Here is a 26147-nt window from a genome sequence, read left to right on the forward strand (position 1 = left end):
CGATTGCCGAACTGATCGAAGCCGGCTTCGAACCCTGGCTGGGCGGGCGCGAAGTGCGCCGTGCGCTGGACCTGTGCACGGGCTCGGGCTGCATCGGCATCGCCATGGCTGAGTACAACCCGGAATGGCTGGTCGATTTGGTCGATATCAGCGACGAGGCGCTGTCTCTGGCACGGGAAAACATCGCTTACCAGAATGTCGAAGATCGCGTCCGCGCGATCGCCTCGGATTTGTTTGCCGGGATTGGCGAGGAGCGCTACGACCTGATCGTCAGCAATCCACCTTACGTCACCGAAGACGAGTATTCCGCAATGCCTGCCGAATATGCGCACGAGCCCAAGCTGGGCTTGACTGCAGACCGGCAAGGCCTCGAATTCGCCCTGCGCATCCTCAGTGAGGCTGCCGATGTGCTGACCGACGATGGCGTGCTGATTGTCGAAGTCGGCGAGAGCGAGCGCGCTCTGATCGAACGATTGCCCGAGGTTCCCTTCAGCTGGGTTGAATTCAACGTCGGCCAGATGGGTGTGTTCGTCATCGACCGGCGCGACCTCGTCGAGCATGCCGAGGCTATCCGCGCGGCGGCGCAGCGGTGAATCAGGATTCAGGACAGCGCCATGTCGAGTAATACTTTCGGCAAGCTTTTCAGCGTGACGACCTTTGGCGAAAGTCACGGGCCGGCCATCGGCTGCGTGATCGATGGTTGTCCGCCGGGCCTGGCAATTGCCGCGGAAGACTTCCGTGCCGATCTGGATCGGCGCGCGACCGGGCGGTCAAAGTTTACTTCGCAGCGGCATGAGGCTGACGAGGTCGAAATCCTTTCCGGCACCTTCGAAGGACTCACCACGGGCACGCCGATCGCACTGCTGATCCGCAACACCGATCAGCGCTCAAAGGATTATGGCGAAATTCTCGATACGTTCCGTCCCGGCCATGCTGACTACACTTACTGGCACAAATACGGGATTCGTGATCCGCGCGGAGGTGGTCGCTCTTCGGCCCGGGAAACCACAATGCGCGTCGCCGCCGCCGTCATTGCACGCAAGTGGTTGGCCGAGCATCACGGCATCCGCGTGCGCGCCTATCTGGCTGCGATCGGCGATCAGGTTCCGCGTCAGTTTGACTGGGATGCGGTCGAGCAAAATCCGTTTTTCTGGCCTGACCAAGCGATGGTTGATGAACTTGAAGCATTCATCAATGCGTTGCGCAAATCGGGCGATTCGATCGGCGCGAGGGTCAATGTGGTTGCCGACGGCGTGCCGGTTGGCTGGGGTGCGCCGGTCTACGCCAAACTTGATGGCGATATTGCCGCTGCCCTGATGTCGATCAACGCGGTCAAGGGCGTCGAGATCGGTGATGGCTTTGCGGTCGTTGGCCAGCATGGCAGCGAGCATCGCGACGAGATGACCGGTCAAGGTTTTCTCAGCAACCATGCGGGTGGCATCCTGGGCGGCATCAGCAGTGGTCAGGCGATCCTGGCCAGCGCTGCGTTCAAGCCGACATCGAGCATCCTCGTGCCCGGGCGCAGCGTGAACAAGGCCGGCGAGCCGATTGAGGTGCGCACCAAGGGCCGCCATGATCCCTGCGTCGGAATCCGTGCGACGCCGATCGTCGAGGCGATGCTGGCTCTCGTGCTGATGGATCACGCTCTGCGTCATCGAGCGCAGTGTGGCGATGTCGGACTGATTCAGCCTCTGCTTCCCGCGACGACAAGCGAATGAGTGATCCTCGTCGATGATCGCTCATGTCGAACGGTTATTTGAAACACCAGCCGGCAGCGGCCAATCTCGGATTCCACGGATACTACGTCCGCCTCTGAATCCAATTCCACCCAGGTTCAAGCCATGAGCAAGAAGAGCAGTTACAAGGTCGCGATGGTCGGTGCCACGGGCGCTGTCGGTGATGCCTTGATTAGTATCCTGATCGAGCGGAAGTTTCCGGTCGGCGAGTTCGTGCCGTTGGCGAGCGCGCGAAGTGCCGGCGAGAAGATCGATTTTGGTGAGCGCGAAGTCGTCGTCCAGAATCTCGCCGATTTCGATTTTGCCGGTGTCGATATCGCCTTCTTTTCGGCCGGCGGCAGTGTCAGCCGGGAACACGCGCCACGGGCGACGGCTGCCGGCGCTGTGGTCATCGATAACACCTCGGAATTCCGCAATGATGCCGATGTGCCATTGGTCGTCAGCGAGGTCAATCCACATGCGATGGCCGGCTACACGAAACGCGGCATCATCGCCAACCCGAATTGCTCGACGATGCAACTGATGGTCGCGTTGGCGCCGATCCATCGTGCCTTCGGCATCGAGCGCATCAACGTGGCCACCTACCAGTCGGTATCCGGTGCCGGGCGCTCGGGCATCGAGGAGTTGGGCCAGCAGACGGCGGCATTGCTCAATTTTCAAGCGATTGAACCGGTCAAGTTCAGCAAGCAGATTGCCTTCAACGTGATCCCGCACATTGATGATTTTCAGGACAATGGCTACACCCGCGAGGAAATGAAGCTGGTCTGGGAAACCCGGAAAATTCTTGAAAATGAGTCGATCCAGGTCAATCCGACTGCGGTGCGCGTACCGGTCTTTCTCGGCCATGCCGAGGCGGTGCATATCGAAACCCGCGACAAGGTCACGGCGGAACAGGTACGACTTTTGCTACAAGACGCCCCCGGAGTTTGCGTGATCGATGAGCGCAAGGCGGGTGGCTATCCCACTCCGGTGGGTGACGCGGCCGGCGAGGACGCGGTATTTGTGGGCCGAATTCGCGAAGATATTTCACACCCGAAGGGAATAAATCTGTGGGTTGTTTCAGACAACATTCGCAAGGGAGCGGCCCTGAATGCTGTTCAGCTTGGCGAACTCTTGGTGAAAACGTATCTGTGATCTATAGTTACGGTTGTGTTATAAGGCACTTTCGAGCTTTGAAATGCATCCTTGAGGATGTCCGCTCAATGCTTATCGACAACGTATTTGGGGAGCCCTGTTCATGAAACGACCGTTGCAATTGTCGCTAGCCATCGCGCTCGCGTTGGGGGCGACCAATGCGTTTGCACTCGGATTGGGTGTCATCCAGGTCCAGTCCGGGCTGAATCAGCCGCTGGTCGCTGAGATTCCGATCATCCAGAGTTCCCCCGGCGAAGCCGAAGGGCTCATCGTCCAACTCGCCACCGCCGAAGATTTCGAGCGCGTCGGCATGAATCGGGAATCGATCGGCGTGCCGGTCGAATTCTCGGTCACCAAGAATTCGCGCGGTGAGCCGGTCATCCGGGTTACCAGCAAGGAAATCGTGCGCGAGCCGTTCCTCGGCATGCTGCTTGAAGCAAACTGGCCGAAAGGACGTTTGCTGCGTGAGTACACGGTATTGCTGGATCCGCCGGTCATGGCTCCCGCGGTGAAGGGGGCGAGCGCCGTCGCTGTCGCCGCGAAGGAACCGGCACGCACCGCGACGCAACCGCTGCCAGCGAGCAAGGCGCCTGCGCCCAAACCCGCACCGCCCGTAGCGGCCGCCCCGGCGCCACAAGCCCAGCCTGTGCCCCCAGCATCGACACCGCGTGCCGCTGGCGGCAATGAATACGGACCGGTCGCCTCCGGGGAAACCCTCGGTGAGATCGCCCGATCAACCCGACCCGATGAAACAGTCACGGTCAACCAGATGATGGTGGCCTTGCTGAAGAACAATCCGTCGGCTTTCTTCAAGGACAATGTCAACGCCTTGAAGCGGGGTGCCGTGTTGCGCATTCCTTCGGCGGAAGAGATCGCCGCAACCGGTTCCGCACGCGAAGCGGCAGCGGCGGTACGTTCGCAGATTGAAGAGTGGCGGGGCAGCGTCAGCAGCACTCCGACCCTGGTCGCCGATACCAGTGCGGCCTCTGCCAGTCGCTCGTCCAGTTCCGCGACCTCGAGCGCCCGCAGCGAACGGCTCGCTCTGGTTCCTCCTCGCGAAGGCAAGGCGGGAGAAAGTGGAACCGATCGTCCGAGCGGTGGTCGTGCCGGCGGATCGGGAGACGCGGCCAGCAAGGCCGAGCTTGCCAGGGTTCGTGAGGCGCTGACCAGCAAGGAGCAGGAGGCTAGCGAGCTCAAGTCGCGGGTCAAGGACCTTGAGGACATCAAGGGCAAGAATCAGAAGCTGATCACCCTGCAAAGCACCGAGCTTGCCGAATTGCGCGACAAGCTCAAGAAAATGCAGGAAGAGGCCAGCAAGGCAAGCGCTGCCGCTGCGGCAGCGGCGAAAACCGCTGAGTCAACGCCAGCGCCGACGGTGACCACAGTCACGGCACCTCCAGTTGACGAGACTGTTGCCAGCAACGACGACGCGAAACCGGGCAAGGACGACGATATCTGGGGTGATGCCAGCTCGACGAAGAGCACATCGCCAGCCGCCACGGACGCGAGCGCTTCGACCGCGACGCCTGCAGTCGACAACGCTGGCATGTCCACCTCAACGGATTCGTCTTCGCTCGTACAAACGCCGCCTGCCGTAGTCGAAACGCCAAAGCCGAAACCGGCAAACGTCGTTGAGCCGGAGAAACCGGTGGTCAAGACGACACCCAAACCTGCGCCGGTCGCCGAAACTACACCGTGGTATCTCGAATCATGGGTTCTGGTTGCCGCCGGGGTGGGTGGATTGTTGCTCGTGTTGCTTGGCATCTTCGGATTGCGCAAGCGCAAGCCAGCTGTCACCACTGCTCGTCCTTCGATCGCTGGCGCATTCGGTGACTCTCCGCTCGGTCCTGCGCCGGGTGACAGTGATGCGGATGTCGAGGAACAGGAACTGATCGCCCAGGTTCAGGCCGATCCGGGCAATTCCAATGCACATCTGGAGTTGCTGAGCCTCTACTACGCTCAGGGAGCGACGGACAAGTTCGAGTCGGCTGCCGAAGAAATGTACGCAAACATCGCTGATCCGAATGAGTCGAACTGGCGAGAAGTGCACAAGATGGGTGTGGAACTGATGCCGCACAATCCACTGTTCAGTGATACTGATTCAGTGGTTGACGAGTTCGCCCAAACCGAGGAGTCCGAGGACTACACGTTCGAAGCCCCGGAAGACGGTGATCTTGCGGATTTCCCGGATTTCGACGACGAGGAGTCCGAGAAGGATAGCTCAGCGGAAAACTTCGAGACCAGCAGCATGCCCGAATTCGATGCGGGCAGCTTCGATCTTGGCGAGACCAAGCTTCCGGAAGCTGCACCCGAACCGAGCTCGGACACCTCGTTCAGCTTTGATCTTCCCCCTCTCGAGGAGGCGCCCGACGTGAGTTCAAACGCAGCTGAACCCGAGGCCGAGGAATCCATCGAGCCACTACCACCCGTGGATTTCGATACACCGGATAAATCCACGGTCGAAGTGCCGGTTGCCGAAGTCTCTGACGAAGAATTCTTTTCCGGAGAAGATGCGATCGGGACCAAGCTCGATCTGGCCAAAGCCTATCTCGACATGGGCGATCCGGATGGCGCGCGCTCGATGCTCGAAGAAGTGCTCGCCGAAGGCTCATCGTCGCAACAGGACGAAGCTCGCAAGCTGATCGCTGAAATCAACTGATCGGTTTCAACAAGTGAAAACCGAGGCCGGGAAATCCCCGGCCTCGTCGTTTCCGGATGCGCATCCGCGAACCATGATTGAGCCGCGCAGGGTCGGTGGGTCTGTGCCGCCGCTGCCTGTTGCTGAGCAAATCCGGGATAATCGCGATCCCTATTGATGATGGAGATTCCGTTGCGCATTGCGCTCGGCATTGAATACGACGGCACCGATTTCCTCGGCTGGCAGCGCCTGTCGCACGGCCCGACCGTGCAGGCTGCAGTCGAGAAAGCGCTGTCCTTCGTTGCCGATCACGAGATCACCGTGACTTGCGCCGGACGCACGGATTCCGGTGTCCATGCACGCTGCCAGGTCGTTCATTTCGACAGTGAAGCCTCGCGCAATGAACGCAGCTGGCTGCTCGGTGCCAATTCAAGGCTGCCCTCGACGGTCGGTGTGCAATGGGTGGTGCCGGTGGCTGAGGACTTCCATGCCCGATACGGCGCGCTTGGGCGCCGCTATCGCTATTCGATTCTCAATCGCCTCGCTCGCCCGGCACTCGACTCGCGCTATCTGGCCTGGGAGCGTCGGCCGCTGGATGCAGAGGCCATGCAGCGTGCCAGCCAGGCGCTGGTTGGCGAGAATGATTTCAGCGCATTCAGGACCGCGGCCTGCGAGGCCCGTACGCCATTCCGCAATGTCCGCTCGATCCGTATCAACCGGGTGGCCGAGCGTATCGATATCGATATCGAAGCAAATGCGTTCCTGCATCACATGGTGCGCAATATTGTCGGCTCGCTGTTGCCGATTGGTCGTGGCGAAAAGCCGGAATCGTGGATCGGCGAACTGTTGGCGGGTCGGGACCGGGGCAAGGCCGGACCCACTGCATCGGCGGCGGGTCTTTGTTTCATATCGCCGATCTATCCGGCGACATCCGGTTTACCTGCCGAGGTTTGTCGCGAATGAGCCGGGTGCGCATCAAATTCTGTGGGATCACGCGGATCGAAGATGCAAGGTTCGCGGCTGAGCTCGGCGTTGATGCGCTCGGCTTCGTATTTACGCGGCGGAGTCGGCGCTTCATCGAACCGGATGCGGCAGCGCGGATCATGCGTGAGTCGCCACCTTTCGTGACCCGCGTCGCGCTGTTCATGGATGATGAGCCTGCGTGGATCAAGCAGGTGGTGTCGATGGCTCGCCCGCAGCTTCTGCAGTTTCATGGCAGCGAGAGCGCTGCTGAATGCGCCGCGCATGGCATGCCATATCTGAAGGCCGTGCCGATGGCTAGCGTCACGGATGTGGCAAGCTATGCGGCCGGGTTTCCGGCGGCGACGGGGTTTCTTCTCGACGCGCACGCCAGCGGTGAATCCGGTGGACAGGGTGAACGTTTCGACTGGTCGCGGCAGGTATCGCTGCAGCGCCCGCTGATTCTTGCCGGCGGACTCGATGCGGACAACGTCAGCGAAGCGATTCGCGCGATGCGACCGTATGCCGTGGATGTATCGAGCGGCATCGAATCGGCTCCTGGAATCAAGGATGCTGCACGCATGCAGGCATTTGCCGAAACCGTGCGTCAGACAACAGCACAATGAGCAGACAACACGCATGAACAAACCGATTGCCGTCAAAGACTTCCATGCCTACCCGGATGCCCACGGGCGATTTGCCGACTATGGCGGTGTCTTCATGCCGGAAACCCTGATGCCGCCGCTGGAGGAGCTGACCACGGCCTACCTGGGCATGCGTGAGGACCCCGCATTCATCGCCGAATTCGAACGTGATCTGAAGCACTATGTCGGCCGACCCTCACCGATTTATCACGCCGAACGTCTGTCGAAGAAAGTCGGCGGCGCGCAAATCCTCCTCAAGCGCGAGGATCTGAACCACACCGGCGCGCACAAGATCAACAACACGATTGGCCAGGCCCTGGTCGCTCGGCGCATGGGCAAGCGCCGCATCATTGCCGAGACCGGCGCCGGCCAGCATGGCGTGGCCACTGCCACCGTTTGTGCGCGATTCGGTCTCGACTGCATCGTCTACATGGGCGCAGTCGATATCGAGCGGCAGAAAATCAACGTCTATCGCATGAAACTGCTTGGCGCCGAGGTCGTGCCGGTCGTGTCCGGCTCAAAGACCCTCAAGGATGCACTCAACGAGGCGATGCGCGACTGGGTGACCAATGTCGCCGATACGTTCTACATCATCGGCACCGTCGCCGGTCCGCACCCGTATCCGATGATGGTGCGTGATTTCAACGCCGTGGTCGGTCGCGAGGCGCGCGCGCAGATGCTTGAGCAATATGGACGCCTGCCCGATGTGCTGACTGCATGTGTCGGCGGGGGCTCGAACGCCATTGGCCTGTTCCATGCCTTCCTCAACGATCGCGAGGTGGCCATGGTCGGTGCCGAAGCGGCCGGAGACGGCATCGACACAGGGCGCCATGCGGCTTCGCTCAGTGCAGGCCGTCGCGGTGTCCTGCATGGCAATCGCACCTATGTGATCTGTGATGACCATGGCCAGATCACCGAGACGCATTCGATCTCGGCCGGCCTCGACTACCCCGGCGTCGGCCCCGAGCACGCCTTTCTCAAGGATAGTGGTCGCGCGCGCTACGTCGGCATCACCGATGATGAAGCACTCGCCGCGTTTCATGAGCTGGCGCGCACCGAGGGTATCCTCGCCGCACTCGAATCCAGCCATGCCGTGGCCCAGGCGATCAAGCTCGCGCGCGAATTGCCGAAGGATCAGCTGATCCTGTGCAATCTGTCCGGTCGCGGCGACAAGGATGTGCATACCATCGCCGCTCGCGAGGGCATCGAACTGTGAGCAATCGCATTGATCAACGTTTTGCCGATCTGAAACAAGCCGGGCGCAAGGGCCTGATCCCGTTCATGACTGCCGGTGATCCCTTGCCTGAGGCGACCGTTGCGATCATGCATGCGCTGGTCGAAGCGGGCGCCGATCTGATTGAGCTCGGTGTGCCGTATTCGGATCCGGTTGCCGATGGCCCGACCATCCAGCATTCAAGTGAGCGCGCGATTGCACAGGGCGTCGGCATCCGCCAGATCCTTGCCTGGGTCAGTGAATTTCGCAGCACCGACACCACTACGCCGATTGTTCTCATGGGCTATCTGAACCCGATCGAGATTTTCGGCTACGAAAAATTCGCCGAACAAGCGAGCGCAGCCGGCGTCGATGGCGTACTGATCGTCGATGTGCCGGTTGAAGAAGCGGCAACGGTCGATCTGTTGCGTGAAAAAGGCCTGCGTGAAATCTTTCTGGTCGCACCGACGACCACCGATCGCCGCCTCGCCAGCATTCGGGCGAAGGCCGAGGGATTCATCTACTACGTTTCGTTTGCCGGCATCACTGGCGCAAGCCAGCTCGACACGGCGGCGGTGCGGGCGCGCGTCGAGCACATCAAGCAGGGCGGCGAGATTCCGGTTGCGGTAGGCTTCGGAGTTCGTGATGCGGACAGTGCGGTCAAGATCGCCGAGAGCGCCGATGCGGTGGTTATCGGCAGCGCATTGGTCGCCACGCTTGCGCAGGCCCGGGGAGCCGATGCAGTTGTTGCTGCGGCGCGGAGTTTTCTTTCACCGATACGCGCAGCACTTGATGCCGCAGCAAGACACTGAAAAGCGACGTGCGCCGACCACGCAGGTGGGGTGCGAAGTCGAAAACATCGGAGACAATGAGACATGAATTGGTTGCAGAAGATCATGGCACCACGCATTCGTACCCTTGGCACCGGCAAAGGCAAGGTCCCCGAAGGCCTTTGGGAGAAGTGCAGTGGCTGTGGAGCCGTGCTCTATGGCCCCGAGCTGGAAAATAATCTGATGGTCTGCCCGCAGTGCAATCACCATCACAAGATTCGTGCGCGCAAACGCCTCACCGCCTTGTTCGACAGTGGCAGTGCCGAGGAGGTTTTCGGCAATCTGGAATCGGTCGACCCACTCAAGTTTCGCGATACCAAGAAGTACAAGGATCGCCTGGTTGCCTCGCAGAAAGCGTCTGGCGAGAAGGATGCGTTGGTCGCCATGCAAGGCCTGATCAAGGGCAGACCGCTGGTCGCCTGTGCTTTCGATTTCGCCTTCATGGGCGGATCCATGGGTTCGGTGGTCGGCGAAAAGTTCACCCGTTGTGCCGAGCTCGCCCTGGCCGAACGCAAGCCGATGGTCTGTTTTAGCGCGACCGGCGGCGCGCGCATGCAGGAAGGTCTGTTCTCACTGATGCAGATGGCCAAGACTTCGGCTGCGCTCGGGCGCATGCGCGCGGCGGGATTGCCCTTCATTTCCGTCCTGACCGATCCGACCACGGGAGGCGTCTCGGCGAGTTTTGCCATGCTCGGCGACATTATCATCGCAGAGCCGAAGGCCCTGATCGGCTTTGCCGGCGCAAGAGTCATCGAGCAAACCGTTCGTGAGACCCTGCCAGAAGGCTTTCAGCGCTCGGAGTTCCTGCTTGAACATGGCGCGATCGACACGATCGTTGACCGTCGCGAAATACGCGACAAGCTCGCTTCCCTGTTCGCCTTGATGATGCGCCAGTCGCAGGCCGCTTGAACGGGAATCAGGATTTCGCGCATTTTGCAACAGCCCCTTTCGGCGGGCTCAAGACAAGCGTTCAAGGGCGAGCAATCACTGCGCAGCGCAAAATAGCCCGACCATGAAGTGGCTCCTCAAAAAATTCATGACGCCGTAGCCTTAGACCGCTCACCGCTCACCGCTCACCGCTCACCGCTCACCGCTCACCAAACTCAACCCAGGTTGAGGAAATCCGCGCTGCAGATGAAGCGCACTGCATCGAGGCGCGGTGCGGCTTGCGGAATCGCGGTGCGCAAGGCTTCCAGCTCGGCATCAATCGCTTCGATTTCGACCGCGCGCACGGCCGGGTTGACCTTGGCCAATGCAATCATCCGCGCGTGTTCGTCACCGAGGTCACGTTCAATGGCTGTCAACGCCGCACCGATTTCGATTTGTGCTCGCTCGCGGGCCAGTGTCTCGGCATGCGCGAGCATCGGTTTGACCAGCTTGGTCAGCAATTTTCGGTAGCGCGAATACTCGATGGCACGTTCGGCTGAGCGTTTCACGCATTCGGCGCTGGGCTGGTACTCGTGGCGCGGCAGCAAGCGTGTATCGACAACGATGCGGATCGGTAGCGGAGGCAGGTAGCGCTCGACGGCCAGCCCCTTGTCGGCAACGCAATTCAACACGTACACACATTCGAGCAGGGCGCTGCGTCCCGGCAGCGCATCGTCGACGAGGAATGAGGCATTGCCATGTTCGCCTTCCAGCAACAGGTCGATCGCGCCGCTGACCATCGGGTGGTCCATGCGCAACAGGGGCAGATCCTCGCGGGCGAGGGCGGTGCCACGATCAAAGGTGATCTGTTGCGGGCCATCCTTGAGGCCGGGAAACCCATCGGTGCTGAGATATTCCGGATCAAGCACCACGGTGCGCGGTGCATGCTCTTCGCTCTCGATGCCGAATTGCTCGAACAGGCGCAGGATAAACTCGTCGTTGCCAAGGTTGGCATCGGCATCGATGAGCGCCCGGTGCAATCGATCGGCATGGCTTTGGCGTGCGCTCGCCAGTTCAAGCAATCGATCTCGTCCACTGTTGACCAGCGCCGACAATTCTTCGTGGCTGGCTCGGGTTTCACCGATCAGCGCATCGAGCTCCGAATTGGCATCTTCGCCACCTTGCGCATGTTGCTCGGCCAACTCCACGAGTCGCTGGCCGAAGCGCTTGAGCAGCTCGCGACCATCCGAAGGACTGCCGCAAAAGGCATCCAGACCAAGATCGAACCAACGCATCAACGCGTGTTGCGCCGTGCCGGAGAACGCGCAGGCATGAATGAGGATGTCGTGTTTCTGGCCGATGCGGTCGAGTCGACCAATGCGTTGTTCGAGCAGATCCGGGTCCAGTGGCAAATCCCACAGGACGAGATGGTGGGCAAACTGGAAATTGCGTCCTTCCGAGCCGATTTCCGAGCACAGCAGCAGGCGCGCACCTTCCGCATCGGCGAAGTAGGCGGCATTGCGGTCGCGCTGGAGCAGACTCATGCCTTCGTGGAAACGCGCGACCTTGACCCCGCTGCGCATGCGCAGGACTTCCTCCAGCGCGAGCACCTTGGCCTGGCTGCGGCAGATCAGCAGAAATTTTTCCGTCGCCAGCTGGTCGATCATGCCGAGCAACCAGCTCAGGCGCGGGTCGTTCGCATACGGTAGTTCGATCTCGGGAGCCGATTGCTGCCGGTCGGCGTGGAATTCGGCAAGCAGGTGCTGGCGTTGCGCGTCGTCCAGTTCGCTGCCATCGAGAGTGATCAGTTTCGGTATGCGTTTGGGAAAGCCGCCAACCTGGGCGCGGCGATTGCGGAACATGACGCGGCCGGTACCGTGACGGTCGATCAAGGCGTCGAGCACGGTGTTGGCAGCGGCTGCATCCATCGGGCTGGCCAGGAGTGAGGTCAGTTGCTCGTCGTCACCGAAACGTTGCGAGAGGATCTTGCAGTCGCCCACGGAGAGGGGCTCGCCCTCATTGAGCTTGCCGGCAATCTCCGACAACTCCGAATAGCCATCGGCCTCGGCGATATAGGTGTCGAGATCGTGGTAGCGAGCCGGATCAAGCAAGCGCAGACGCGCGAAGTGGCCGCTGCGGCCCAGTTGCTCGGGAGTCGCCGTGAGCAGGATCAGACCCGGTGTTCGCGCGGCGAGGGTTTCAACCAGGGTGTATTCGGGACTTGCCGATTCCGTTGTCCAGGCCAGGTGATGCGCTTCATCGACGATGAGCAGATCCCATCCGGCTTCGATGGCCTGAACCGAGCGCTTGGTCGAGCCGCTGAGGAAGCCGATGCTGGCCATGATCAGCTGCTCATCCTGGAACGGATTGCGTCCCGGATCGCTGGTTTCTATCGATTCGCAGCGTTCTTCGTCGAACAACGAGAATTGCAGATTGAATCGGCGCAGCAGTTCGACAAACCACTGGTAGACCAGAGTTTCCGGCAGCAGCACGAGGACACGCCCGACACGACCGTTGGCGACCAGGCGGGCCAGAATCATGCCCGCTTCGATGGTCTTGCCGAGGCCGACCTCATCGGCGAGCAGGATGCGCAGCGGCTGGCGCGCCGCAGCGATCTCGGCAACGCGCAACTGATGCGGGATCAAATCGATTCTTGATGATTCCAGGCCCCACGCCGGAGAGCGCAAGGCGTCGGCGCGACGCAGCAGCGCCTCCTGACGAAAATCGAAGCGATCGGCCCGATCGACACGACCCGAGACCAAGCGCTCGTCGGCACGTGAAATGGCCTGGCTGTCGTCGAGCTCGGCTTCATTGAGAGTCTTGCCGCCACCGTGATAGACGAGCAGACCCTCTTCTTCGCCGATGCGGTCTATGACAAAGCTGAAGCCCTTGCCTGCCACTTTCTGGCCGACGCGGAATTCGGCGCGCGCGATCGGCGCGCTGTGCACGGCGTACTGACGCAGGACGCCCGCCGTGGCGTAGAGCAACTGTACGCTGCGTCCTTCGATCCGGATCAGGGTGCCAAGTCCGAGTTCAGGCTCGGCATTCGAGATGTAACGTTGACCAGGAACCAAAGCCATCAGTGTTCGGTGCTTTTCAGGTGGGTCGGCGATTATCCCCTGTCAGGCCGCAGGCATAAACATGAATCGAGGATTTCCGGTCAATTGGTCGCAGTGATCGCCACTTGCGCCGCTTGATTCTGCGTCAGGGCAGCTCGAATCCATCACTGAAAATGGCGTCATCAGCCGGCCAGGCGACGAATACGCCGGTTCCCCATTCGATCTGGGTATCGCCATCCGGATGCAGGCCGGCGATGAATGCAATGGCACCGGCATCATTGACCGCAGGCGCGCCACTGAAGATCGGCCAGGCACTCGGATCGTCGATATGCTGGCCAATCCGGCCCGGTCCGAGGTCTGTCGCCACCGCATCCTCCTTGCCGATCACTCGCACCAGGCGGGTACCGTCTCCAGCGTAGATCGCCTGGCCATTGGCGTCCCTGGCGCGGAACACGACCAGACCGTTGTCATTCAGGGCTGGTGCAAACGATTCGATCTCGCGGATCGTGCCGCCGGGTTCGACACGAGCAATCTCGACCGCATCGACACCAGCGCCATTCGGCGTGAAGCGATAAACCGCTCTTGCATTGCCTGCTTCGAGGCGCAGTACAACGGCGACCTGGCCTGCATCGTTGTAGGCGAGCCCATTGTCGAAGCGATTGAAAGGCGATCCGCTATCGGTTGCCGAATCAACAGCGAGGGTCGTGTAGTCACCATTGCTGGCAAAGCTGCGGATCTCGTTGTGGTCGAAATCGCCAATGCTGACCTTGCAGGCGATCAGACGCTGAGCATTCATCGCCGGCGTGTAGATGAATGCGTAGGGACTGGTCTGGACATTGTTGTCGACGATATGCAGCAACGAACTTCCGCCACCGGTGGATGCGAGTCCTGAGCCTGATCCAAGCCCGGCACGATAGCCGATCACGCCGGCATCGTTGATGACGTGTCCGCCGAACGAAGTCGGTGTCAGCGGCAAGGTACTGATGAGATTCGAGGTCGAGGTTTGCTCATCGAATCTGCGCAAGCGATAATTACTTCAATTTTCATAGGTGTAATAAGCGACCTGACCACTGGCATTGATACTGACCCTGAAAGCGATTCCGTCGATTGGTGCTTCATGCAAGACGACGATGCCGCCAACGCCGTGTGAGCCAAACCACAAACCGACACCAGTGTTCGACTGATTGCCGTTGATCGGCACGATCTGTACCGGAAACGCGACCTTGCCGGCATTGTTGATACTCGCCGAAATGCTGTTGAACGACGAACCCGGCGGCAGGTTCCAGCCGTCGTCATTGACCAGCAGATTGCTACGCGCCTGCAGCTCGAATTGAACGTAGTCGGGAACTTCGGCATGCGCAGTCGAAAGGCCAAAGCCAGAAATGAGAAGAACAAGTCCGGGAGTTGTCAGGCGGTGCATGCGCGTGCCCTCATCGTTGATTGCCAGCGGAATTGCGTCGCGACGTTACGACTTGATCGCCGCTCAGAGCAAATGGCTGATCTGCCGCATGCCCTGATCATGAGTCGGCGCCTGCGGACAATCCATGCGTGATTTCACAGCTTCGATTATCAACCGATTCGCCGATCAAGCCACTCGATGATTTCGCGTTGCACGGCTTCCGGTGCAAGTTCGAGACTTTGCACGCAGACAAATGCAGCACTGCTATCGCTGTCGGCTTTGGTGATCTTGCGCTTGACCCGGGCAGGGAGTTGCTCGCTGGGCTTGAGCTGAACGACGTGCAGACTGTTGTCGACGATGGCGTTGTCGTGGAGAAATTCGAGATGGGTGGCGACGGCTTCGGTCTTGAACTGCTCGTTTGAGCGCAGGCGGTGGCTGCAATTGCTTTCGAGCAGATCCGGATGTGCTGCAAAAAAGGCCTGCAAGGTTGATCGGCGCATCGGATAAGGGTTGTGATAGAGCCGGTAGTAGCGATCCTCAAACCCCGCGATACGCGCGCTCAGCTGCTGAGAATCAAGGTTGCCGACTTTCTGACTGCGTGATCCGCGCAGGCGCTTCAGCGCATTCAGCAAACGACTGGACCAGGTTTTGCCCGATTGCATGCGCCAGAGTCCGCGCTGAACCACTTTGCCTTCGCGGAAGAAATCCTCTGGGTTCACCGCGCGCAACAGGAACATGTCGTCGTTGAAGTAGACGAAGTTCTCGGCCAAGCCCTGGATGCGCCAGAGCATCGTGATGATCGAGCGGCTGTTGAAGGTCGGCAGGTGTTGCTCGAATCCGGCGAAGATCTCGCGATGGTCGACGACGTTGAAGCGTTCGCCGAATTGACTGTCGCGGAGTCGATCAAGGATGGCCGGTACCTGGCCATCCACGACAACATGGATCTTCCGAAACCATGGCGCGAAGCGCAGGATCGAGCGGATGCACCAGTCGATTTCGCCAGCGTCGTTGAAGCGGGTTCGATCAGCGGAAGCAGGGCGTTTGTTGCCGGATTGGGCAAGCCAGGCATCGAGCTTTTTGCGATGCGCCGGGTCAGCACCATCAACCCAGGTGATCACGGCATCGATGGTCATGCGCGCAGCTTTGCCGCCAGCAGCGGCGTTTTCGTGATGCAGCGATGACAGAGGCGTTTCACGGTATCCGGTTCCTGCTCTCGAAGTGAGATCGTCGAGGTCACACAGGATACAGCCGGATCAATCCACCCTGGAAACCCGCCTGCCGAATCCGGCAGGCGGGAGCAGCCCGTGCTACCAGATTTTCACCTGACTGTCGCCATCGCGAACCATGGCGTCGCCGCTCTTGCAATCGAATGCCTTGGCGAATGCCGGCATGTTCGAGGGCGCGCCGATGGCTCGGTAGCTGGTCGGCGAGTGCGGGTCGGTGTTGAGCGATACTTCGAGACGCTTGTCACGCGTGTTGCCACGCCAGACACGAGCCCAGTTGAGAAAGAAGCGCTGATCCTCGGTATAGCCATCGATTTTCTCGCCGGCTTCGGCGGGATTTTTCTTCAGGGCAACCTGCAGGGCATCGTAGGCAATCGCGGTGCCGCCGAGATCGGCGATGTTTTCACCGAGCGTCAGCTGGCCGTTGACATGCTTGCCGGGCAGGGGCTCGTAGGCGTTGAACTGATCGACCAGCTTCTTGGTGCGCGCTTCGAAGGCCTTGCGGTCTTCGTCGGTCCACCAGTTGGTGTTGTTGCCCTGGGCATCGAACTGGCTGCCCTGGTCATCGAAACCGTGGCTGGCTTCATGGCCGATCACGGCACCGATACCGCCGTAGTTGATCGCATCGTCGGCCTTGGCATCGAAGAACGGCGGCTGCAGGATCGCGGCCGGAAAGTTGATCGTGTTGTCGGTCGGGTTGTAGTAGGCGTTGACCGTCTGCGGGGTCATGGCCCAATCCTTGCGGTCGGTCGGCTTGCCGATCTTGGCTATGTCGTAGTCGTGATTGAACTGCGTCGTGGCGGCAACATCAGCGAAGTAGCTGTCTCCGTTCAAGGTCAGGCCGGACCAGTCACGCCATTTTTCGGGGTAGCCGATCTTCGGCAGGAAGGTCGACCACTTCTCCAGAGCCTTGGTCTTGGTTGCATCGCTCATCCAGTCAAGGTTTTCGATGCGTGACTTGAGGGCTGCCTGGACGTTGGTGACAAGTTCTTCGGCGCGGGCTTTTGATTCCGGCGGAAACGCCTCGGCCACGTAGAGCTCACCGAGAGCCATGCCAAGCTCGTTGTTGACGGTTCGCAGCACCCGCTTCCAGCGTGGCTCGTCTTCCTTCTGACCATTCAGGGTCTGCTTGTGGAAGGCAAAGTTTTCCTGCTGGAATGGTGTCGACAGATACGGCGATGCGTCATCTGCATGGTGATAGCGCAGATAGGCCTGCCAATCGGCGACCGGTGTCTTGGCCAGCATCTTGTCCAACTCAGCGAAGAACTTTGGCTGCGACAGAGAGAAGCCATCAGTTACATCGGCTTTTTGAGTCGTGAAGAAGGCTTTCCAGTCGAAATGTGGAGTGACCTTGTCGGCTTCGGCGATGGTGACGAAATGGTACTGGTTTTCGGGAACGCGCAACTCCACCGGAGCCAGCGAAGCCTTGGCCAGGCGGGTTTCGAAGGCGAGCACAGCTGCAGCCTGCTTCTTTGCCGCATCGGCATCGGTGCCGATCAGCTCAAGCACCTTGGCGACATGCGCAACATAGGCGTCACGCAGGTCGGCATGCTCGGGCTTGTCGTAATAGTCTCGGGTTGGCAGTCCGAGGCCGCCCTGGAAGGCATAGGCGATTTTGCGGCTGGAATTCTTGAAATCGGTTTCCGCGCCAAACGCGAACACGCTGCCCTGGCCACGCGAGAAACTGTCGTTCAGATAGGCAACGATGTCCTTGGATGTCTTGAGCGCGTCGATCTTTGCCAGTTCGGGCTTGATCGGATCGTAACCAAGGGCGTCGATCGCCGCTTCATCCATGCCCGCCTTGTACATGGTTCCAATCTTGTGCTTGATCGTACCGACAGGCGCATCGGATTTCGCCGCCGCTTCGACAATCTCGTGCTGTGTGTTGAGGCTTGATTCACGCAACTGATCAAAGGCACCCCAACGGGTCTTGTCGGCCGGGATCGGGTTCGCCGCAATCCATTTGGAATTGACGTAACCATTGAAATCCTGGCAGGCGTTGATCGACGTATCAATCTCATTCGTATCAAATGCCACATGCTTTACTGCGGGAGCTTCGGTGGCAGCCGCTGCGGGCGCTGGTGCTGGCGCGCTGGCCTGGCTATCGGCACTTTCCTGCTTCTGTCCGCAAGCCGTCAATGCGACGGAAATGGACAAGGCGATGGCGAGCGGTTTCAGGGAATGGGTTCTCATGCGAGCTCCTTTCAAGATGGTTGGGCACGGGGAACATTGCTGGCTGGTCGAGCCATCCCGCCGTAAACGTCGGACAGGCTGCCAGATCGAAGCTCATCGACGTGCGGATGGATGAATGACAACCGGCCAATTCTAGTCAAGCTGAACGGTGATTATCAGTGTCGAAGGTCATTGCGAGATATTGTCTATCCTGCGTTGGCCGTCGATACTTGGTTTTGGCTCGGGACCGAACACTGGCATCGGTTCTGGCGAATTTGCCCGCAAACAATTCCAAGGGAGTGAGTCATGTCATTGAAGATTGTGCTTGTTTTCGCCGTAGCCTTGATGTCGGCTCCGCTGGTTCATGCCGCAGAGTTCGATCAGTCGAAGTTCGAGTCGGTCCTGCCATCGGAGTATTTCAACATGCTGCGAGACGCGGCCGTGGCTTATGGCGCCAAGGACTACGACAAGGCGTTCCGCCTGTTTCAGCGCACCGCATGTGCGGGTGACAAGCAGAGCCAGTCCGCGCTCGGACGCATGTATTTGCTCGGTCAGGGCACCAAACGCGATGATCTGACCGGTTACGCATGGCTCAAGATTGCTGCCGAGTTCATCTTTCCGAAATACCAGTCTGTCGTTCGTGGACTTGAGCAGGCGATGACGCCCGAGCAGCGAAAAATTGCCGATGCAAAGGCTGCCGAATTGATAGCCCGCTACAGCATCGGCGAAACCAATATGAGCTGCAATCTCAGCGCCTCCAAGGGTGGCCACATCATGGATCAGATCACCTGCACACCGCAGTATCAGGGCAGGCTCATGATGTTGAAGCGTTGCGAAGCACCTGCCGCGGACTGAGCCGTGTGTTGGTCCGGGTGTCAGCCTTGATCTGGCGGAATCCTGCCCGAAGCCGGGGCGCCCCAATCAGCAGTGAAGGGCAGGGTGTCGGCACCGACCGCACCGGCCGAGAGCAGAAATGCCATGGCTTGGTCGACGCTCCAGTCCGTTGCGGTGAGGCGCTCGATCGGCACGATTTCGAGATAGCCGCCAGTCGGATTGGGCGTCGTTGGTACGTAGACTGCGGCCAGTTCGCGGCCGCCGGCATCATGGAAAATTCGGGTCACGAAGCCAATTGATTTCAATTCAGCAGAAGGGAAATTGATCAACACCACCCGTTGCGTGCCGCTCGGCTTGTTCTGCAATACCGACATCAGCTTTTTTGTCCCGCCGTAGATCGAATGCACGATCGGGATGCGCTGGATCAGGTTCTCCATGCCTTCGATCAGGCGTCGGCCAACGACAAAGTTGGCCGCAAAGCCGACCAGATAGAGCGAAACCACGGTGATCACGAAAGCGATCAACGAAATCAACCAGGGTTGGCCGAGCAGCTCGGCGGTGATCGGCGAGCCGCTGCCCAGAACCGATACGAGACTGGCAACCAGCGGCGTGCTGACTTCCGAAAGCAGGCCGAACACAAATTTGAACACCATCCAGGTCAACCACAACGGCACGAATGTGAGCAGGCCGGTGATCAGATAGCGTTTGATGTAGAGCTGTCGCTTGGCCATGAGTGTTCTTGTCCTGCGAAGTTCACAGTTTAGGGTACTGCGGGATTGATTTGGGTTTGATGAGCTTGAGCCGTTGCCAACATGGCGAATCCGGCCCATGCGTGGCAGTCTCGCCATATCGCAATCGATACGCGAATGGGGTAGCCATTTTTCATGACGACAGAAAACGATCCATCACTTGCATCGCCGGCGGGGCAATCCGAAGCGGCATCGCTGCGCAGCGCCGAACTGGCGCCACGCCCGTTTGTCATCGCCACGATGGGCTTGCCGGGTGCCGGCAAAAGCATCGTCGCGCGCGCCATCGAGGATCATCTGGGTTTGCGCAGGGTCTGTCGTGACCAGATCCGCGCTGCCATGTTTCCGCGTTGCAATTTCAGTTATATCGAAAAGCGCGCGGCATTCAGAAGCCTGCTGCTGGCGCTGGATATCAATTGCATGATCGGCGTCGGCAGCGTCATCGACGGAATGACATTCTCGCGTCGCAGCGAACTGGATCGCGTCGCCGGGGTCGCCGACAAACACGGCATCGTCACGATTCCATTACTCATTGACTGCCCGGTCGAATTGGCGCGCGAACGGGTGGCCCGGGATCTTGCGGCCAACCGTCATCTGGCCGGGGATCGCACGCCGGATACGGTCAATGACGTGATGGCAAGGCGTGAACCTGCGCCCGAGGGCACTCTGGTAGTCGATGCCACCTTGCCGGCGGCACAGATGTGTCGCGAGGCGATTGCCTTGCTGCGAAAGAGCATAGCGGCGGCAGCCCTGTCCCGGGCCTGATCTGCACTAGCAGGTCATTTCCGGCGTTCGTGGCTGATAAGCGGCGATAATGTGCCGATGAGCCCCGTCATCCTGTCCACCCTCAATGCCCGCTACGCCCACGCATCGCTGGGATTGCGCTATCTGCGCGCGAATCTCGGTGACTGGCGAGACGCTTCGGCAATCCACGAATTCGTGATTGGTCAGAAGACCGAGGAAATCGCCGAGAAGCTGCTCGCGGAGAATCCCCGCGTAATCGGCCTCGGCGTGTATATCTGGAATGTCGAGGAAAGCACGCGTCTGGTCGCCCAGCTCAAGGTTCTGGCACCGGAACTCATCATTGTGCTCGGCGGGCCCGAGGTCAGCCACGAAGTGGAAGATCAACACATCTGCGCACTCGCCGACTACGTGATCACCGGTTGGGGTGATGTCAGTTTTGCCAAGCTTGTCGGTCAGTTGATGGCGGGTGAGCGGCCGCCGGGCAAGGTGATTGCCGGTGTGCAGGCACCGTTGCCGGCCATCGTTTCGCCGTATGCCGAATACACCGAAGAGGACGTGCGCCAGCGCCACCTCTATGTCGAGGCGTCACGTGGTTGTCCGTTCAAATGCGAGTTCTGTCTGTCCGCTCTGGACAAGACCGCCTGGCCATTTCCGCTCGATGTCTTCCTCGCCGACCTGGAAATTCTGTACGCGCGTGGCGCACGCCAATTCAAGTTTGTTGATCGGACCTTCAATCTCAAGGTCGATACCTCGCTGGCAATCCTCGATTTCTTTCTCGGCAAGCTCTCGGCTGCGCCCGATGATCCGGTGTTCGTCCATTTCGAGTTGATTCCCGATCATCTGCCTGAGCGACTCAAGGAGAAGATCGTGCACTTTCCGGATGGAACCCTGCAGTTCGAAATCGGCATTCAGAGCTTTGATCCGGTGGTCCAGGCACGCGTATCGCGACGCCAGAAGAACGATATCGCGGCAGCCAACATCGAATGGTTGAAGCGTGAGACCCGCGCCCACCTGCATGTGGATCTGATCGCCGGCCTGCCCGGCGAGGATATGGCCGGCTTTGCCGCCGGCTTTGATCGGCTCGTTGGCCTGGCCCCGCACGAGATTCAGTTCGGCATTCTCAAGCGCCTGCGTGGCGCGCCGATTTCGCGGCACACTATCGAATACGGACTGCGTTTCAATCCCGATCCGCCCTACAACATTCTTGCCACCCATGCCGTCGACTTCCCGACCATGCAACGCCTGGTCCGGTTCTCACGCTACTGGGATATCGTCGCCAATTCCGGTCGCTATTCGCGGACCCTGAGCCTGTTGCTCGGGGATAGTCCATTTGCCCGCTTTCTCGCTTTCAGCGACTGGTTGTACGCGAAGACCGGGCAGACTCATGCGCTGGCCCAGGAGCGCCTTGTCCACTTGTTGCACGAGCATCTCTGCGAAGCCGCTTGCGCACCCGAAACGGAAATCAGCGAAACCCTGCTTGCCGATTATCGCGGCACTGGCGGGCGCAGCCGTCTGCGTTTCGAGACCGGCGCCGTCGATCGCGTGCCACCGAAGAAGCGCAAGTCGAAGGCGACGCCGGCACGCCAGGCACGACATCTGCAAGCCTGAGCTTCGGGAACCATCGGCTTCGGCCGCACTCCCAAATCCATCGCCGTCTTCGAACGGCATTGGTGGGAGAAGTGGATGAGGATGAAATTGCTACTGACGCTGGCATTTGCAGTGGCGGGTTGGGGCCTGGCAAGTCTGTCGACGGCGACTGAGGCGAGCGCTGCCGAGGCGGTTAAAGAGGCACCCGAGGTCATCATGTATTCGACCCAAACCTGCTCCTATTGCGCCAAAGCACGAGCCTTGTTCACCAGCCGCAACATCGCATGGGATGAACGCGACATCGAAACATCGGCCGAGGCGAACAAGGAGTGGAAAGAATTGGGTGGCGTCGGTACACCGCTGATCCTGATCAACGGCAAGCGCTTCAGCGGCTTTGTCGAAGCGCAGATTGATGCCGAGTTGACGAAGGTTCGCTGAGTTCGACTGATGGCAGGCAGGATCCATGTTTGCCTGCCATCGGTCGATTTGCAGATTATTCGTTCAGTTCGAAGCCGTCGGCAAAGATCAGGTCTTCGATTTGCTTCGGCAAATCGATGCACCAACTATCGAGGAATCCGCTGTCGCCACCCGCCCGGTCGGATACATTCAGAGTCCAGACACCGTCGTAACTGACGCCATCAAAAGCTGCAAACGCCTGGCTGGGTCTGATTTCTCCACCGATCGCCGGGCCAGACCCCGAGCAGGTATTCGGCGCGCCGCCGGCGGTATCAAAGTAGAGGGCATGGATATCATTGCCGCTACAACCTGGAGGGCGATTGAGGATGTCGGCCGATGCCGGTCCGTGGCTGACGTTGAGGACAAGATCACCCACATAGGTGTGCCTGAGATCAATGCTCATGCGCGTTGCGTTGACATTGGCCTGGCCGTTCGGAATCGTGATCGTTGCATTGACACCTGCGGTATTTGAATCGGGGATGCTCAAGGGACCAACGAAACAATGGCGATTGATCGTGGTGAACGAGCGCACGTTGCTGTTGATGCCTGCGCCACACGCGTTCAGTGAACGTACTCTCCAGAAATACGTGGTGTTTGCGCCCAGCACAACGCCTGGTTGCCAGTTGGTTGCAGTGGTCGTCGTGCTGTCGATGATCGTGGCGAAATTGCTGTCGGTGGCCAGCTCGACCGTGTACTGGTCGGCTGCCGGATCGGTGTTCCAGCTGAGCGCAGGCTGCAGGGCTTGGTCGAATGCGGCGTCCGCAGGAGCAATCAGGGTTGGCCCCGAGGTTGGCAAGACCCGGAAGAGAATGTCCGCCGTGGCCGATTCAGTGATGGGTCCGGCGGCCAGGCCATTGATGGTTATCGTGTAGGGGCCCGGAGCAACGCTTGCCGTGTCGGTATAGGTCAGCGCACTCGTGCCTGGCAGTGGCGTAACCGGATTCGGCAGCAGGTTCTCGGTGGCGCTGGCGGGCGCTCCCGATGTCGACAGGGTCACCGGGTTGTCGTAGGAGGCGATTGGGGAAACCACGACATCGATATTTGCCGTCGAACCGACACAGACCGATTGACTTGCAGGTTGTGGGGTCAGATGAAAGCCCGGCGTGCCGCACTGGTCGAAACGAAATGAGCCGACGCGCAAGTTCCAGCCCGCGGTGCTGGTCACCGGTGTGTACTGGTTGACGTACCAGAACGTGCAGTCGTCAACGGGATCGACATTCATTGAGGTGTAGTCGCCCCAACGACTGTTCGTGCTTGTATTCGAGCCGGTACCGTTGACGATCACGCCTTCGCCTTGCGGCATCGTGCCGAGCGGATCATTGGAAAGTCGCCCGGTGTACCAGATGCTCGGATACATGGTGGCGCTGGTTGCACTGAATCCGAGGGCGATGTTGCCGGCTGAATCCATTGCAGCCGAGCCCATCCAGCGGTGCACGCCATCGGTGATGCCCGGTGCGTAGGTGCCTTCCTGATAGACAATCGGCGTGCCACTCGGATTGCGCACTTCCCACCAGCGAATGCCGGCGATGCTTGCAGCGGCCTCAACCGATTGATTGCTGACCAGCGATTCGTGGTCGCCAAAGTTGCGATAGGCGAGGCGATTGAGCATGCGCTGGCGATACGACTGCACGTCGACTTTCGCTGTCGTATCGAGTTGCGGCAGGCAGGCGCGCCCGCTCCCGCATGGAAAAATCGTGTCGAACTCGGCCACCGGAATGGTACTGGCGAGGAGGAAGGTGGAATTGGCTGGGGTATCGAAATCGGCGTGGAATTTCCACAGAGTCAATGCATCTTGTGGTGCGCCGTACGGGCCGCCGGCGTCCATCGTGCCCATGAAATATTCAGGCGAACCTTCCGGAGGCAGGGTAAATCCGTCGATATCGGCCGGCAACAGGCCATCGCCGGTATTGAATGGTGCTGCGCCGGGCGGAACGAGGATGCTGATGACGGTGGGATTCGGATTGCCTGCAATCATCTGATCGCGATTGAGTGCGTAACCACCAATGCCGGCGAATGAGCCGGCGAATTCACGCGTGCTGATGTAGTACGCATCGCGCCATACGCCGTATTTCGGGTAGTCGGGGAAATTGGTTCCGGTGCTGAATGCGTAACGATAGTACTGACCGGTCGGATCGCCGCTTTGCGAAAGCGCGACGCAGTTGAAGTACTGCGGGCCCGCCGAAGTGAACTGGGTGATCAGCCAGCGATCGGCGAACTGGTCGTAGAGGACAATCGGATCGCCGGAGTTCTCGACCTCACAGGCGCCGCCGAAGCCGGACCACAAGGTGTTGATGTTGACCGGTCCGAGCAGGGATGTTCCAGTCTTGTCGAAGACCTGCAGGATGTTGTTGCTCATCGCCACATAATGGTTGGGACCGACGTCACCGACCGGGTCCGGCGGATTGACGCCGGAAATGTTCGGCTGTGCATCAAACGAAACGATGGTAGCCGGGATCGAAAGTGGCGAGCCCTTCCAGGCTTGGGCAATGGCGTCCGGGCGTTGCGGAAACGTCAGCCATTCGAGGCCGCTGGGTGATTCTTCGCGATTGCGCTCGTCGCCGCGGCGCATTGGCCCCGAGTAAACCGGAATCGCCGGAATCGAGCTCAGCCGCGGCGAGACATCGAAATGGGCGACTGGCACCGTGCCGCGATATTGGCCCGCAATGACGCCGCCATCCGGTCCCGTCTGGATTTCGGCAGCCAGCGACAAACCGGCGCAGAGCATCCCGGCGGCGATAAGCGCCGCTCGACAATAGTTCATTTTTTTATCCCCTGTTCCCCAGATGGACGGTCAAGACTAACTGAAACGCACGGAACAATGTCATTTCATGGGCAAAAGTTGACTCCGGTCGCCAAGCACCACAGCGCATTCCGGGTATGCGACATGCTGATCTTTTTCATGACCATGTTGGTCGAATACATCGTGTCCGGGAAGTGGGTCAGCGCCAGCGTCGATATCGAACATGAGCCCTTGATTGAAACGCTGCATCGTCGTTGCCCCGGCTGGAGCCTTGCCTGTTGCGTCGTTCGGTATGGGGTGGGACATGCAGGATTCCGCGACGTCGAAGCGACAATGGCCACCAGCATCCCGGAAGGGAGTTCGTTGCCTTTTCAGGGCGTTTGTGGGTCGAATGACCCGTGGTGAAGCGACTGCTTCGAACCGGCTTTTCGTAGGAGGGTCTTCCGCCGCGAGGCCTTTGTACCAGTTCAAGCCTGGCGACCGAAATTGCTCCCACGAACGCCTATGCAGTGCCAGATTCCCGCAAATAGGTGTAGCCTCGACCCTCCCAGGCGCAACCCAGGTGATCACGATGAAACTCGATATCAACGGTCGGGAGCATGAGGTCGATGCGCCTGACGACATGCCCTTGTTGTGGGTGCTGCGCGATGTGATCGGCTTGACCGGGACCAAGTTTGGTTGCGGCATTGCCATGTGTGGTGCCTGCACGGTACATGTCGATGGGACCGCCGTTCGTTCCTGTGTGATGCCCGCCTCTGCGCTGGCAGGCAAGAAGATCACAACAATCGAGAGTCTCGGCACGGACGGATCGCATCCGGTGCAGCGCGCCTGGATCGAACACGATGTCGTGCAGTGCGGCTACTGCCAGTCCGGACAGATCATGTCGGCGGTTGCCTTGCTCAAGATCACGCCAAAACCGAGTGATGCCGAGATCGATGCGGCGATGACCGGCAATATCTGCCGCTGCGGTACTTATCAGCGCATCCGCTCGGCCGTGCATCGCGCCGCTGAACTGAGCGAGGAGAATCATCATGACGCGTGATCCCGGTGATCTTGCGCAGCCGTCGCGGCGGCGCTTCCTCGCGACCTCGGCCTCGCTGGCCGGTGGTCTGGTCATCGCCTGTTTCGTGCCATTCGGCAAGCGCCGCCTGTTTGCCCAGGAGGG

At 59.8% G+C, this 26147-nt stretch carries 23 protein-coding genes; 16 read left to right on the forward strand and 7 right to left on the reverse strand.

Annotation, left to right across the window (positions count from 1 at the left end; genetic code table 11):
• The 9 genes from prmB to accD form a co-directional block, all read left to right on the forward strand.
• The coding region (prmB, locus tag VFN25_RS05995; RefSeq protein WP_325139840.1) for a 50S ribosomal protein L3 N(5)-glutamine methyltransferase at positions 1 to 593 on the forward strand (593 nt) is incomplete at its 5' end.
• 21 nt (positions 594 to 614) lie between these two features.
• Complete coding sequence (gene aroC, locus VFN25_RS06000) at positions 615 to 1718, forward strand: chorismate synthase (protein WP_325139842.1); 1104 nt, start codon at positions 615 to 617, stop codon at positions 1716 to 1718.
• Between the two features lie 123 nt (positions 1719 to 1841).
• Complete coding sequence (locus VFN25_RS06005; protein WP_325139845.1) at positions 1842 to 2870, forward strand: aspartate-semialdehyde dehydrogenase; 1029 nt, start codon at positions 1842 to 1844, stop codon at positions 2868 to 2870.
• 103 nt (positions 2871 to 2973) lie between these two features.
• Entirely contained in the window at positions 2974 to 5529 is a 2556-nt protein-coding gene (locus tag VFN25_RS06010; protein ID WP_325139847.1) for a FimV/HubP family polar landmark protein, read from the forward strand.
• Between the two features lie 159 nt (positions 5530 to 5688).
• Positions 5689 to 6471: a tRNA pseudouridine(38-40) synthase TruA gene (truA, locus tag VFN25_RS06015; protein WP_325139882.1), complete on the forward strand. Its 783-nt coding sequence runs from the start codon at positions 5689 to 5691 to the stop codon at positions 6469 to 6471.
• Complete coding sequence (locus VFN25_RS06020; RefSeq protein ID WP_325139849.1) at positions 6468 to 7094, forward strand: phosphoribosylanthranilate isomerase; 627 nt, start codon at positions 6468 to 6470, stop codon at positions 7092 to 7094. The genes truA and VFN25_RS06020 overlap by 4 nt, the downstream gene beginning before the upstream one ends.
• 13 nt (positions 7095 to 7107) lie before the next feature.
• Complete coding sequence (gene trpB, locus VFN25_RS06025; RefSeq protein WP_325139850.1) at positions 7108 to 8328, forward strand: tryptophan synthase subunit beta; 1221 nt, start codon at positions 7108 to 7110, stop codon at positions 8326 to 8328.
• Entirely contained in the window at positions 8325 to 9137 is an 813-nt protein-coding gene (trpA, locus tag VFN25_RS06030; protein ID WP_325139853.1) for a tryptophan synthase subunit alpha, read from the forward strand. Before trpB ends, trpA begins: the two co-directional genes overlap by 4 nt.
• Positions 9138 to 9200: 63 nt before the next feature.
• Entirely contained in the window at positions 9201 to 10064 is an 864-nt protein-coding gene (accD, locus tag VFN25_RS06035) for an acetyl-CoA carboxylase, carboxyltransferase subunit beta (protein ID WP_325139855.1), read from the forward strand.
• Positions 10065 to 10258: 194 nt separating this feature from the next.
• On the opposite strand, the gene rapA is transcribed toward accD, so the two are convergent.
• The 5 genes from rapA to VFN25_RS06060 all read right to left on the reverse strand — a co-directional run bounded on the left by rapA (position 10259) and on the right by VFN25_RS06060 (position 17896).
• Entirely contained in the window at positions 10259 to 13102 is a 2844-nt protein-coding gene (gene rapA / locus VFN25_RS06040; RefSeq protein WP_325139857.1) for an RNA polymerase-associated protein RapA, read from the reverse strand.
• A gap of 124 nt (positions 13103 to 13226) precedes the next feature.
• Positions 13227 to 14105 carry a DUF7453 family protein gene (locus VFN25_RS06045; RefSeq protein WP_325139859.1) on the reverse strand — a complete coding sequence of 293 codons (879 nt, stop codon included), beginning with the start codon at positions 14103 to 14105 and terminating at the stop codon, positions 13227 to 13229.
• Between the two features lie 12 nt (positions 14106 to 14117).
• A complete protein-coding gene (locus VFN25_RS06050; protein WP_325139861.1) occupies positions 14118 to 14501 on the reverse strand; it encodes a hypothetical protein in 384 nt (127 codons plus the stop codon).
• Positions 14502 to 14650: 149 nt separating this feature from the next.
• Positions 14651 to 15613, reverse strand: a complete 963-nt coding sequence (locus VFN25_RS06055; RefSeq protein WP_325139863.1) for a stealth family protein — start codon at positions 15611 to 15613, stop codon at positions 14651 to 14653.
• Positions 15614 to 15787: 174 nt separating this feature from the next.
• Entirely contained in the window at positions 15788 to 17896 is a 2109-nt protein-coding gene (locus VFN25_RS06060; protein ID WP_325139865.1) for a M13 family metallopeptidase, read from the reverse strand.
• A gap of 285 nt (positions 17897 to 18181) precedes the next feature.
• Here VFN25_RS06060 and VFN25_RS06065 point away from each other — a divergent pair, with 285 nt between their 5' ends.
• The gene (locus tag VFN25_RS06065; RefSeq protein ID WP_325139867.1) at positions 18182 to 18730 is read left to right on the forward strand and encodes a hypothetical protein; all 549 of its coding nucleotides are present in this window, start codon (positions 18182 to 18184) and stop codon (positions 18728 to 18730) included.
• Positions 18731 to 18750: 20 nt separating this feature from the next.
• Here VFN25_RS06065 and VFN25_RS06070 read toward each other — a convergent pair whose 3' ends face one another.
• A complete protein-coding gene (locus VFN25_RS06070; RefSeq protein ID WP_325139869.1) occupies positions 18751 to 19440 on the reverse strand; it encodes a DUF502 domain-containing protein in 690 nt (229 codons plus the stop codon).
• Between the two features lie 153 nt (positions 19441 to 19593).
• Between VFN25_RS06070 and VFN25_RS06075 the strand changes: the two genes are divergently transcribed.
• The 3 genes from VFN25_RS06075 (at position 19594) to VFN25_RS06085 (ending at position 22224) form a co-directional block, all read left to right on the forward strand.
• Positions 19594 to 20220: an AAA family ATPase gene (locus VFN25_RS06075; RefSeq protein WP_325139871.1), complete on the forward strand. Its 627-nt coding sequence runs from the start codon at positions 19594 to 19596 to the stop codon at positions 20218 to 20220.
• Positions 20221 to 20277: 57 nt separating this feature from the next.
• On the forward strand, positions 20278 to 21807 hold the full coding sequence (locus VFN25_RS06080) for a B12-binding domain-containing radical SAM protein (protein WP_325139873.1): 1530 nt from the start codon (positions 20278 to 20280) through the stop codon (positions 21805 to 21807).
• Positions 21808 to 21888: 81 nt separating this feature from the next.
• Positions 21889 to 22224: a glutaredoxin family protein gene (locus VFN25_RS06085; protein WP_325139875.1), complete on the forward strand. Its 336-nt coding sequence runs from the start codon at positions 21889 to 21891 to the stop codon at positions 22222 to 22224.
• Positions 22225 to 22279: 55 nt separating this feature from the next.
• On the opposite strand, the gene VFN25_RS06090 is transcribed toward VFN25_RS06085, so the two are convergent.
• Positions 22280 to 25003 (reverse strand): hypothetical protein, encoded by a 2724-nt coding sequence (locus VFN25_RS06090; protein WP_325139876.1) that lies wholly within the window; start codon positions 25001 to 25003, stop codon positions 22280 to 22282.
• A 123-nt stretch (positions 25004 to 25126) separates the two neighbouring features.
• Here VFN25_RS06090 and VFN25_RS06095 point away from each other — a divergent pair, with 123 nt between their 5' ends.
• From VFN25_RS06095 to VFN25_RS16795, 3 genes are all read left to right on the forward strand, one after another.
• A complete protein-coding gene (locus tag VFN25_RS06095; RefSeq protein WP_325139878.1) occupies positions 25127 to 25387 on the forward strand; it encodes a hypothetical protein in 261 nt (86 codons plus the stop codon).
• A gap of 166 nt (positions 25388 to 25553) precedes the next feature.
• The gene (locus VFN25_RS06100) at positions 25554 to 26024 is read left to right on the forward strand and encodes a (2Fe-2S)-binding protein (protein WP_325139880.1); all 471 of its coding nucleotides are present in this window, start codon (positions 25554 to 25556) and stop codon (positions 26022 to 26024) included.
• Positions 26014 to 26147, forward strand: a 134-nt coding sequence (locus VFN25_RS16795) for a twin-arginine translocation signal domain-containing protein (RefSeq protein WP_414648871.1), incomplete at its 3' end; no start/stop codon positions are given. The genes VFN25_RS06100 and VFN25_RS16795, both read left to right, overlap by 11 nt.

Source organism: Dokdonella sp., assembly GCF_035703485.1.
GTDB lineage: Bacteria > Pseudomonadota > Gammaproteobacteria > Xanthomonadales > Rhodanobacteraceae > Dokdonella.